Annotated in this window: 8 protein-coding genes; 3 read left to right on the forward strand and 5 right to left on the reverse strand. The window is 67.3% G+C overall.

Annotation, left to right across the window (positions count from 1 at the left end; all coding sequences use genetic code 11):
- Nucleotides 1-4: 4 nt before the first annotated feature.
- The 3 genes from ACQI5H_RS23560 to ACQI5H_RS23570 all read right to left on the reverse strand — a co-directional run bounded on the left by ACQI5H_RS23560 (nt 5) and on the right by ACQI5H_RS23570 (nt 4,999).
- A complete protein-coding gene (locus ACQI5H_RS23560; protein WP_427081704.1) occupies nt 5-3,985 on the reverse strand; it encodes a diguanylate cyclase domain-containing protein in 3,981 nt (1,326 codons plus the stop codon).
- Nucleotides 3,986-4,104: 119 nt separating this feature from the next.
- Nucleotides 4,105-4,560, reverse strand: a complete 456-nt coding sequence (locus ACQI5H_RS23565) for a nitroreductase family deazaflavin-dependent oxidoreductase (protein WP_427081705.1) — start codon at nt 4,558-4,560, stop codon at nt 4,105-4,107.
- Nucleotides 4,561-4,564: 4 nt separating this feature from the next.
- On the reverse strand, nt 4,565-4,999 hold the full coding sequence (locus ACQI5H_RS23570; RefSeq protein ID WP_427081706.1) for an HIT family protein: 435 nt from the start codon (nt 4,997-4,999) through the stop codon (nt 4,565-4,567).
- 47 nt (nt 5,000-5,046) lie between these two features.
- On the opposite strand from ACQI5H_RS23570, the gene ACQI5H_RS23575 reads away from it, so the two are divergent.
- Nucleotides 5,047-6,435, forward strand: coding sequence for an amidase (locus ACQI5H_RS23575; RefSeq protein WP_427081707.1), 1,389 nt, complete (start codon nt 5,047-5,049; stop codon nt 6,433-6,435).
- 8 nt (nt 6,436-6,443) lie between these two features.
- Here ACQI5H_RS23575 and ACQI5H_RS23580 read toward each other — a convergent pair whose 3' ends face one another.
- On the reverse strand, nt 6,444-6,941 hold the full coding sequence (locus ACQI5H_RS23580; RefSeq protein ID WP_427081708.1) for a DNA-deoxyinosine glycosylase: 498 nt from the start codon (nt 6,939-6,941) through the stop codon (nt 6,444-6,446).
- A gap of 25 nt (nt 6,942-6,966) precedes the next feature.
- Here ACQI5H_RS23580 and ACQI5H_RS23585 point away from each other — a divergent pair, with 25 nt between their 5' ends.
- Both ACQI5H_RS23585 and ACQI5H_RS23590 read left to right on the forward strand, forming a co-directional pair.
- Entirely contained in the window at nt 6,967-8,088 is a 1,122-nt protein-coding gene (locus tag ACQI5H_RS23585) for an adenylate/guanylate cyclase domain-containing protein (protein ID WP_427081709.1), read from the forward strand.
- A 294-nt stretch (nt 8,089-8,382) separates the two neighbouring features.
- Nucleotides 8,383-8,952 carry a hypothetical protein gene (locus ACQI5H_RS23590; RefSeq protein ID WP_427081710.1) on the forward strand — a complete coding sequence of 190 codons (570 nt, stop codon included), beginning with the start codon at nt 8,383-8,385 and terminating at the stop codon, nt 8,950-8,952.
- A gap of 30 nt (nt 8,953-8,982) precedes the next feature.
- Here the strand turns inward: ACQI5H_RS23590 and ACQI5H_RS23595 are convergent.
- The coding region (locus ACQI5H_RS23595) for a sensor domain-containing protein (protein ID WP_427081711.1) at nt 8,983-10,079 on the reverse strand (1,097 nt) is incomplete at its 5' end.

Genomic DNA, 10,079 nt, shown 5'->3' on the forward strand with positions numbered 1-10,079 from the left:
CCGATCAGTCACTCACTCCCGCTTCGGATTTCGAATCCGAACCGGGTGCGTGGCTGACGATCCACCGCTGCAATTCGGGTGCGGGCAACGGCGGGCTGTGGACGAAGCCCTGCGTGATCGTGCAGCCATACCGCCGCAGCGCGCTCAACGTGATCTCGTCTTCGACTCCCTCGGCGACCAGGTCGGCTCCGAGGCTGCGCGCCAACGCCACCGTGGAGCGCACGATGGCGACCGATCGCGGGTCTTGGGCCAACCGCGCCACGAATATCCGGTCGAGCTTGAGCTCGTCGACCGAGACGTCCTGCAGGCGTGCCAGCGACGACCACCCGGTGCCGTAGTCGTCGATCGAGATGCGAACGCCCAGGCGTTGCAACTCGGCGACGGTGTTTCGGGATCGCACCGAATCCACCAGGGCACTCTCGGTGATCTCGATGATGAGGGCGTCGGAGGGCAGGCCGTAGGTCCGCAGCAGCCGTTCGATGGTGCCGACCAGGTCGAGGTCGAGCAGGTTCGTCGTCGAGAGGTTGACGGCGACCGCCAGCGTGATGCCCTGCCGGCGCCAGGACTGGATCTGTTCGAGAGCGCGGTTGAGCGTGCGGTTGGCCACCTTTCGCATCAGGCCGGCGCGGTCGGCCGCGGGTAGGAATTCCTCGGGTAGCAGTAATCCGCGGGTGGGATGGTGCCAGCGCAGCAGCGCCTCGACGCTATGCACGTTGCCATCGCGCGCATTGATCTTCGGCTGGTAATACAGCGTCAGTTCGTCACCCTCGAACAGCGCCGCGCGCAGTTCGTCGATCAGGTTGGGGTCGTTGTCGCGATACAGCTCGAACGCCGGCTCATACACCGCGATCTTGCTATTGGCGGTCTTGGCTTGCGGGATGGCCGTTTCGGCGCGATTCAGCAGCTCCTGTGGGTGGTCGCAGTGGTCCGGGTAGAGCGCGATCGCGATGCAGGCCTCGACTTGCACGGTCATCGGATCCAGCGTGAACTGCTCGCTCAATGCCTCGAGCAAGCGACCTGCCTGTGCGCGAACGGCAATGACGTCGGGCTCCTCGCCAAGCAGGACCGCGAACTCGTCATCACCGGTGCGGGCAACCACATCCTCACGGCGGACGCTCTTCTCGATCCGATTCGCTACGCGGCACAACAATTCGTCGCCGAAGTGGCGGCCGATCGAGCCGGTGATCTTGTGAAAGTCGCAGAGTTTCACTATCAGAAGCGCTTGGCGTGAGGGGGTTCTCAGCGCCGGCGCGAGTACCGGTGAGTTTGTCGGGTGGGGTCCCGTCCGCACGGAGTCGGCCAGCGCGGTGAGGGCCGTCGCCAGCGATCGCCGATTGGGCAGTGCCGTCAATTCGTCGGTCATCGCCAGCTTGTGGCTTTCGGCCTGCATGCTGACGTCGCGGAAGGTGACGGAAAACCGCGCGGTGACCGCGATCAGGCTCAGCGCGGCGAGGGTCGCCGCCAGGCGTGAGTGCTGACTCAAGACGACGACTGCAAGCGCCGCGACCGTGCACGCCACCGGCATGGCGTAGTAGCTAAGTCCGCGTCTCGGTAGCGGCACCACGGACGACCTCGGGGTCCAGCTCGCCGTCGCCACCAGCAGCGACGCAGCGGGCCAGAGGGCATCGAGCGCGCTGCCGACCCGGTAGGTGCCCTCGGAGGTCTGGAACAGGTATGCGGTGTCGGCGACGGCGAAACCGATGAAGCCCAAAACGAGTAGGCCCCAACGCAATCCGTTGCGCCATCCGAGTATCGGCAGCATGCCGGCGACCAGGGCCAGCAGCACCAGATCGCCGCATGGATAGATCAGGCCCATCAGTACGGTTGCCGGTGCGCGGGTCGCGGCCGCGTGAATGGGTCCCGTCCACAGCGCCACGGCCACCGCGGCCGTGGCCAGCCCGCACACCAGCGCGTCGAGCCGGATCGGGATCGGCACCCGCGTCAGGCGCGCCCGCATGACTACCACAAGCCCGGCATAAACCAACGGGTAAAACAAGACGTACTCCGGATCGGCCACCGAGGGTGACTGACCGTCTGGCACGCGTAAGTCGTAGACGACGTCACCCAGCGCCGAAACCGCCATGCCGGCGGCGATCAGGGACCAACCCAAACGGTCGGCCGGCACGCGATACGCGCGCGAGGCAATCACCGCGGCCGCCAACAGGTTCAACGCCGCGTACGCGGATTTGGAGAAGACGCTGTGACCGGCGCTCGGGTTGAGGATGCTCGTCGCGCCGAAGGCGATCACTCCAACCAGCAACAGCGCCAGGGCAATTCGGACTGACGTCGGAGGCCACCGAATCCCGTCGGGTGTGTCGTTCGGTTGGTCCGGTGTGGTTGTCCTGGTTTCGGCGCTCGGCTCGAGCGCAGGTGCCCGCGCCCTGTCGGTATCGGCGGCGCGCTGCGAGGCGGCGGCGGCGAGCCGATCGTCGACGGCCGCCATCGGTGGCCCGCTGAACTGCTGGAACCCATAGGATAGGGGCAGATCGGGCACGAAGCTTCGGATGCGTTGGCCGCCTTCGCGTTTGGCGGCATACATAGCCAAATCGGCGTGCCGGATGAGCTGCTCGACGGTGCAGTTCGAGTCGGCGGTGGCCATGGTGAAGCCGATGCTCGGCCGGACCGCCACGGGCACACCGTCGATCACGATCGCCGCGCTGAAGGCCTCCAGAACCCGGTGCGCCGCGTCCTGCAATTCTTCGACGGAACCCTCGATGAGCACGGCGAATTCGTCACCACCCAGGCGCGCGACGGTGCCCTTTTCCGCAAGCGCGGCGGTGAGCCGCCCGGCGACGCGGATCAGCAGTTCGTCGCCGGCCGGGTGACCCAGGGCGTCGTTGACCAACTTGAAGTTGTCGAGATCGAGGCACAACACCGCGATGGGTGTCGCGTCGTGCAGGCGTTGGGCGACGGCTTGTTCCAATTGGCGCAGGAATTGCGCCCGATTGGCCAAACCGGTCAGGCTGTCACGAAACGCTTCCCGCGCGACCTCGGACAACAATTTCTGGTTTTCGACGAGCACCACGAATTGCCGGACGAGCACGCCGGCGACCAGGATTCCTAGCGCCGCGAGCAGCGGCCCATGCGCCATCTGGCCCAGTGCGTGGCCCAACCCGACCGCAGCCGCCAGCAGAAGCGGCAGATAGGGCAACCAGAGCAGGGCACGCGACAAGGTCTCTTTCCGCGGCGACGCCACGGGCGACTCGTGGACGCTGGTCAGGCCGGCCAGCGCGATCAACCCGAAGCCGGCCACCCGCCCCAGGTCGGTCAGATCGCCCAGGTGATAGCTGCCCATCCCGGTCTGGAAAACCATCAAGATGTCGGCGACGGCGATCGTCCCGGTCCCGCCGGCCAGCAGGCTGCGGCTCGGTAGGTCGCCGGGACGATACCGCGACAGCATCAGGATCGCCGCCGTCAGGATGACGACGTCGGCGAAAACCTCTACGAGCGTGCCGAGCCGCGCGCCGGTGTCCTCGCGCAGCTGTTTGTCGAGGACGAATACCCATGAGATTACGAACAGCGAGGTCGCCACGATCAGACCGTCCAGCACCAGTCGGCGCGGACTGTGGCGAGACAGTTTGGACAACAGCACCAAAGACGCCATGGCGCCGATCGGATACAACGTGAACACGGCCTCGGCCGCGGCGGGATGCCTGGCGTGCTCGATTTCGGGGCGCACCTCATACACCGACCAGAGCGCCTCGCCCACTGCCCAGCCCGCAAGGGCCGTCACCAGCGCCAGCCATCCGAATCTGCGGCGCCCGGTCGAGAAACGAGCGGCATAGCCGGCGCATGTCGCCGTGACGACGATGCAGAGCGCGAACACCACCTCGTCGACCGGCCGGGTCGCGTAGGCGCCCTCCCACCCCCACATCGACGACGCCGCGACCAGCAGCGCCGCGACGCCGTATCCCCCGACGACGAGCCAACCGACGCGCGCCGGCAGGCCGAGGCGCTGCCAGGGATTTCCCGTCCAGCGTGTCATCGCCGCTCCAGCCGGTCCGCGCTTTGCGGTGAACGCCGGAAGCGTCACTGCGCGCTACAGCAGAATAAACCGCTGCGCGGTCGTTCGGGGCTACTACCAGCAGTTGTGGTGCGGTGGGTTCAGCTTTGCTGCGGTGTCAACGCGAAGATCGGGATGGGTCGCGACGTCCGGCTTTGGTAGCTGGTGTAGCGGTTCGAATTGTTCTTGTTGACCAACTGCCACAGTCGCGCGTAGTCGGCGTCCTCGGGGGTGACCCGGCGCGCGGTCACCGCGAACCGCTTGGGACCGACGTTGATTTCGCAGTCCGGGCGCTTGCGCAGGTTGTGGTACCAGCCCGGGAAGCGCTCGTCGCCGCCGTTGGAAGCGACGACCAGATACGAGTCGCCGTCGCGCGCATACGTCAGCGACGTGGTGCGGGGCTGCCCGGTCTTGGCGCCGACGGTGTGCAGCAGCAGGCTGGGCGGCACGCCGGGTATCCGGTGCCCGATCCGGCCGTTGGTCGATTGGTAGATCTTGTCGTGCAACCGCAGGATCGGTACGCCCACGAATTGCTCGAACGCGGTGAGATTGCTCATGGGTTCAGTCTGACTGACTCGCGTCGATGCGGGCCAGGGCCTCCCGCAGAATCCGGCCGGTGCCTTCCCGGTCCGGGTCGCGGCGCAGCAGCATCCCCTTGGCGACCGAAAGCTTGTCGCCGTTGCGCCGCGGCAGCACGTGCAGATGAATGTGGCGCACCGTCTGAAATGCCGCGGGGCCGTCGTTGATCCCGATGTTCGTCGCGTCGGCCAACTCGGTTGCGCGGGCCGCGCGGGCGATTCGTTGGCCGAGGGTGATCATCTCGGCCAGCGTCTCTGGCGGGGTGTCGGTGACATCGACGGTGTGGCGTTTGGGAAGCACCAGGGTGTGTCCGCGAGTGAAGGGGCGGATGTCGAGGATCGCCAGATAGTCCTCGTCTTCGTAGATCCGGATGGCCGGTGCCTCCCCGGCGACGACAGCGCAGAACACGCAGGACATGTCGCCTACGGTACTGGCTGGCTCATTCGGGGCGATACGCTGCCGCAGTGGACGCTCGCGAGGTGGCCTTTGCCGGCGCGGCCGGACAGGCCCGGATGCTGGCCGACGGTGAACTGACCGCCCCGGAGCTGCTCGAGATCTACCTGGAACGGGTTGCGCGGCTGGACAGCGAGCTGCGCTGCTACCGCGTGGTGCTCTCGGACACCGCGCGTTACGAGGCCGCGATGGCGCAAGACCGCCTCGACGCCGGCGAGCGGTTGCCGCTGCTCGGCGTGCCGATCGCGATCAAGGACGACGTCGACGTCGCCGGCGAGGTGACGACCTACGGCAGCGGGGGACACCGTCCCGCGGTGACGTCCGACGGGGAGGTGGTCCGCCGGCTGCGCGCCGCCGGTGCCGTGGTCATCGGCAAGACCAATGTGCCCGAGCTGATGATGTTTCCCTACACGGAATCGTTGACGTTCGGCGCGACCCGCAACCCGTGGAACCTGAAGCGCACGCCGGGGGGCAGCAGCGGCGGCAGTGCCGCGGCGGTGGCCGCCGGGCTGGCGCCACTCGCGCTGGGATCCGACGGCGGTGGCTCCATCCGGATCCCGGCGACCTGGTGTGGGCTGTTCGGGCTGAAACCGCAACGCGATCGGATCTCGCTGGAGCCGCACGACGACGCCTGGTACGGGCTGAGTGTCAACGGCCCGATCGCCCGGTCGGTCATGGACGCCGCCCTGTTCCTGGACGCGACGACGACGGTGCCCGGTCCCGAGGGCGAGTTCGTGGCCGCGGCCGTTCGTGATCCCGGCACGCTGCGAATCGCCTTGAGCACCAAGGTTCCAACGCCGTTTCCCGCCAGGGTGGGGAAGCAACAGCTCGCGGCGGTGGACGAGGCCGGTGCGCTGCTTCGCGACCTGGGCCACGAGGTCGTCACGCGCGACCCCGAATATCCGCCGACGCTCTACACGAACTACCTGCCTCGCTATCTGCGGGGCATTTGCGATGACGCCGACGCACTGGCCCACCCGGAACGCCTCGAAGCGCGCACCCGAAATCTGGCGCGGGCGGGATCGGTCTTCTCCGATCGGCGGATGGCCGCGCTGCGCGCCGCGGAGGCGTCGCTGAGCAATCGCGTGCAGTCGATCTTCGGCGATGTCGACGTCGTCGTGACGCCGGGCAACGCGACGGGCCCGTCGCGTATCGGCGCCTACCAACGCCGCGGCGCCACCTGGACGCTGCTGGCGGCGGGGCAGCGTGTTCCATATCAACAGGTCTGGAACCTGACCGGCCAGCCGGCCGCGGCGGTGCCGTGGGACTTCGACGGCGACGGACTGCCGTTGGCGATACAACTGGTCGGGCGGCCGTACGACGAAGCGACGCTGTTGTCGCTGTCGGCGCAGATCGAGTCGGCCAGACCGTGGGCGCACCGGCGCCCGCCGCTCTCATGACACTGCCCTCATGACACCGCAGCGATCACCCGCCAGGCCGCGAGCTTGGCGCCGGGGCGCACGGCATGAGCCGGGCTGGTCGACGGCAGCCGTTCATAGTGGATCCCTTCGGCAGGATGGACCAGCCTGCGATAGAGATCGGCCGACTTGGCTCCATTGAAGTAAACGCGCGCGATGGCCGGGTAGTTGGCGAAGAACTCGGCAAAGTTGTTGGCCACCAAGCTTTTAGGGTCGATCGCCGAGTCCGCGCTGCCGACCCGACGGCACCGCTGCAGCACATCCCAGAGCGCAACACCGTGTGATCGCAGCGCGAGCAGCCGCGAATCATACGGCGCGGCCGCGTCGACCCCGAAAAGCTCACTGACTATTGGCCAGAACGCGTTTCGCGGGTTCGCGTAGTACTGGCCGGCCGCCAGCGATTGGACACTCGGAAACGAGCCAAGGATCAGCACTCTGGCGTGCTCGTCGACAACCGGTGGAAACCCCTGGAGTAGCGGTGCACTCATCACCGCACATCATCGCGCGGCGGCGTTGTACGTTGACCACGTGGACGAGGATCTGCTCGACGGTCTCGAGGGCACCGCGCGCACCGAGCGTGCCGAGCTCGTGGAGTGGCTGCTCGAGCAGGGCATCACCGCCGAAGAAATTCGGACGACCCACCCGCCGCTGTTGCTGGCCAGCCGCCACCTGATCGGCGACGACGGCACGTACGTGTCCACCAGGGAGATCAGCGAGACCTACGGCATCGACCTGGATCTGCTCCAGCGAGTGCAGCGCGCCATCGGTCTTGCCCGGGTCGACGACCCCGACGCGGCCGTGCACATGCGTGCCGACGGCGAAGCCGCCGCCTTGACCCAGCGATTCCTCGAGCTCGGCCTGGATCCCGACAAACTGGTGCTCGTCGTCCGGGTGCTCGCCGAAGGCTTGTCGCGCACCGCCGAGGTCATGCGTTTCACCGCGCTGTCGGCGATCATGCGGCCCGGCGCCACCGAGCTGGAAATCGCCAAGGCATCCAAGGCGTTGGTCGGCCGGATTGCGCCGCTGCTCGGGCCGCTGGTCGAGAACATGCTGTTCATGCAGCTGCGCCACACGATGGAAACCGAGGCGGTCAACGCCGCGGAGCGGGCCGCGGGCAAGCCACTGCCCGGCGCGCGCCAGGTCACCGTGGCCTTCGCCGACCTCGTCGGGTTCACGCGGCTCGGCGAGGCGATTCCGGCCGAAGACCTGGGCCAGCTTGCCAGCCGGCTGGGCTACCTCGCCCGCGACGTGACCACACCGCCGGTGCGGTTCATCAAGTCGATCGGTGACGCCGTGATGTTCGTCTGTCCCGAACCGGCGCCATTGCTCGATGTTGTGGTGAAGCTCGTCGAGACCGTCGAGACCGTCGACACCGACAACGACTTTCCGCGGTTGCGGGCCGGAGCGGCCTCCGGGATGGCGGTCAGCCGGGCCGGGGACTGGTTCGGCAGTCCGGTCAACGTGGCCAGCCGGGTCACCGGAGTGGCGCGACCGGGCACGGTGCTGGTCGCCGATTCGGTCTGGGAGGCCATCGGCGATGCCGGTGATTTCGAGGGGTCTTTCGCCGGGGCGCGTCGCCTCAAGGGCATCAAGAACGAAGTCAAACTCTTCCGGATTCGCCGCGGCGGCAAATAGGGGCAGGCCCGGGCGACTCTTGGGGGGCGTTGGACTATGTCCTACGCGGCCGGTTTCTTCCCCTACTTCCGGCACTTCTAGATGGTCGCTTCCGGGCCTGCTTCGCTACCAAAAATACGCCCTCCGACGATGCATATCAACGCTTTTCCGCGCAGGATGGCGCCGTCGCGGCCATGCTTTTCGCCGACATTCGCCGGCGGCCGCAAGCGCGCCCGCGCGATGTGGATTCGCAGTCCCGGTTCGCTCCGGGTGAACATGATTCCCTTAACGATGTAAGCGTGTAATTATGTAATCATGAAATCACATCACACCGGGGGGCGGCGCTACGGCCGCCCCGGGGGCTGGCACCAAGCCCAGCAACCGGATGCGAGCGGTGCCGCGGAATGGTTCGCCGGACGCCTACCCGAAGACTGGTTTGACGGCGATCCCACCGTCATCGTCGACCGCGAAGAGATCACCGTCATCGGCAAGCTGGCCGAACCCGACGGGGACGAGAGCGAGGCCCGTGCCGAAGGCCGGGTGTCGCGGTTCCGTGAGGAGACCCGCCCGGAACGGATGAACATCGCCGACGAAGCGCAGGATCGCTACGGCCGCAAGGTTTCCTGGGGGGTCGAGGTCGGCTCCAAGACCGGCACCGAGCGAATTCTGTTCACGCACATCGCAGTACCCGTGATGACACGCTTGAAGCAGCCGGAACGCCAGGTGCTCGACACGTTGGTCGACGCCGGTGTCGCCCGGTCCCGTGCCGATGCACTGGCCTGGGCGGTCAAGCTGGTCGGTGAGCACACCGAGGAGTGGCTCGCCAAGTTGCGCGACGCGATGTCGGCGGTCGATGATCTGCGCGCGGAGGGGCCGGATCTGTAATCGACCTAGCCGTACGACTTTTCGTTATGACTACTCGGTCTCGATTTTGCCGACGATCTTGTCGGTGATCTGGCCGCCCTGATCGGTGATGTGGTAGCCGCACGCGTTGACGTCGACGATCACGTTGTTCGCCTGGCTCATCGCGCGCTCGCACTCCCAGCCGTCGGCGCCTTCCTGGGTGTCCAGCACCGTCATTTTCGGTGGGCTGCCGTTGATTTGGGCGAACGTCCACCGATACGTCTTGCCCTTGTTCGTCACGGTCACCGTCTTGCCGGCGCAGCCTTTCCACTTGCCGGCGGCGGTCTGCATGAACGACTTGGCTTTATCGGCCGACGGAAAGCGAACCACGGCTTGGTTGACCCAATGGTCGTAGTTGTCCCCGGGTTCCGAGGACACCAGCCCGCTCACTCCGGTATAGCCGCTGCCCGCGTACACCGGATCCTGGCTGGTGTAGAGCGCACCCTGGCAGTCCGGCGACGACAGCGTCACCGACGAGGTATCCATGGACTGAATGGGTTTGCCGGGCTCCATGGTCGACGAGCCCATGATGGAGTTGATGTCCGACGGGCCCAACAGGAGCGCGCTGAGACGGTCGGCCGGTATCGGGTCGGGCGGCGGTGGCGCCGGTTTGGGCCGGATCATCAGCCAGATACCCACGCCGGCGACGGCGACGACGAGCACAACCGCGACCGCGGCGATGATGGGCCAGGGGTTGCGTTTCGGTTTGGGCGGTTGGTTCCAGGGTTGTTGGGGCGGGGGTGAGCCCCAGTTGGGGCCGGCGCCTTGGTAATACGCAGCGGCCTGGCCGGCCGCGGGCACCGGGCCGCTGGCCGGGGCCCACGGTTGACCGGTCTGCGGCGCGCGCGGTATCGGACCCGAAGCGGGCCCGGCCGCACCCGAATACGGTGGCGCGGAACTTTGGGCCGGCGGTGGGGTGTTGGCGGCGGGCGCCGGGGAAGGGGCCGGGGCCATCTCGGTGTCGGCCAGGGTCGGTGCCGGGGTGATCGTCGAACCGGCGGGCAGGGTGGCTTCTTGGCTGCGGCGCAGGATGTTGTCGGCGTGGTCTTGGTCGGGGTCGGAGAGGGCTTCGTGGGCGGCTAGGGCCAGATCGCCGGCGCTGGCGAAGC

It is taken from the genome of Mycobacterium heidelbergense (genome assembly GCF_050205645.1).
Taxonomy (GTDB): domain Bacteria; phylum Actinomycetota; class Actinomycetes; order Mycobacteriales; family Mycobacteriaceae; genus Mycobacterium; species Mycobacterium heidelbergense_A.

Coding starts and splice junctions, on each gene's coding strand:
- ACQI5H_RS23560 (WP_427081704.1), bottom strand. CDS start 3,985: ATGACACGCTGGACGGGAAATCCCTGGCAGCGCCTCGGCCTGCCGGCG.
- ACQI5H_RS23565 (WP_427081705.1), bottom strand. CDS start 4,560: ATGAGCAATCTCACCGCGTTCGAGCAATTCGTGGGCGTACCGATCCTG.
- ACQI5H_RS23570 (WP_427081706.1), bottom strand. CDS start 4,999: ATGTCCTGCGTGTTCTGCGCTGTCGTCGCCGGGGAGGCACCGGCCATC.
- ACQI5H_RS23580 (WP_427081708.1), bottom strand. CDS start 6,941: ATGAGTGCACCGCTACTCCAGGGGTTTCCACCGGTTGTCGACGAGCAC.
- ACQI5H_RS23590 (WP_427081710.1), top strand. CDS start 8,383: ATGAAATCACATCACACCGGGGGGCGGCGCTACGGCCGCCCCGGGGGC.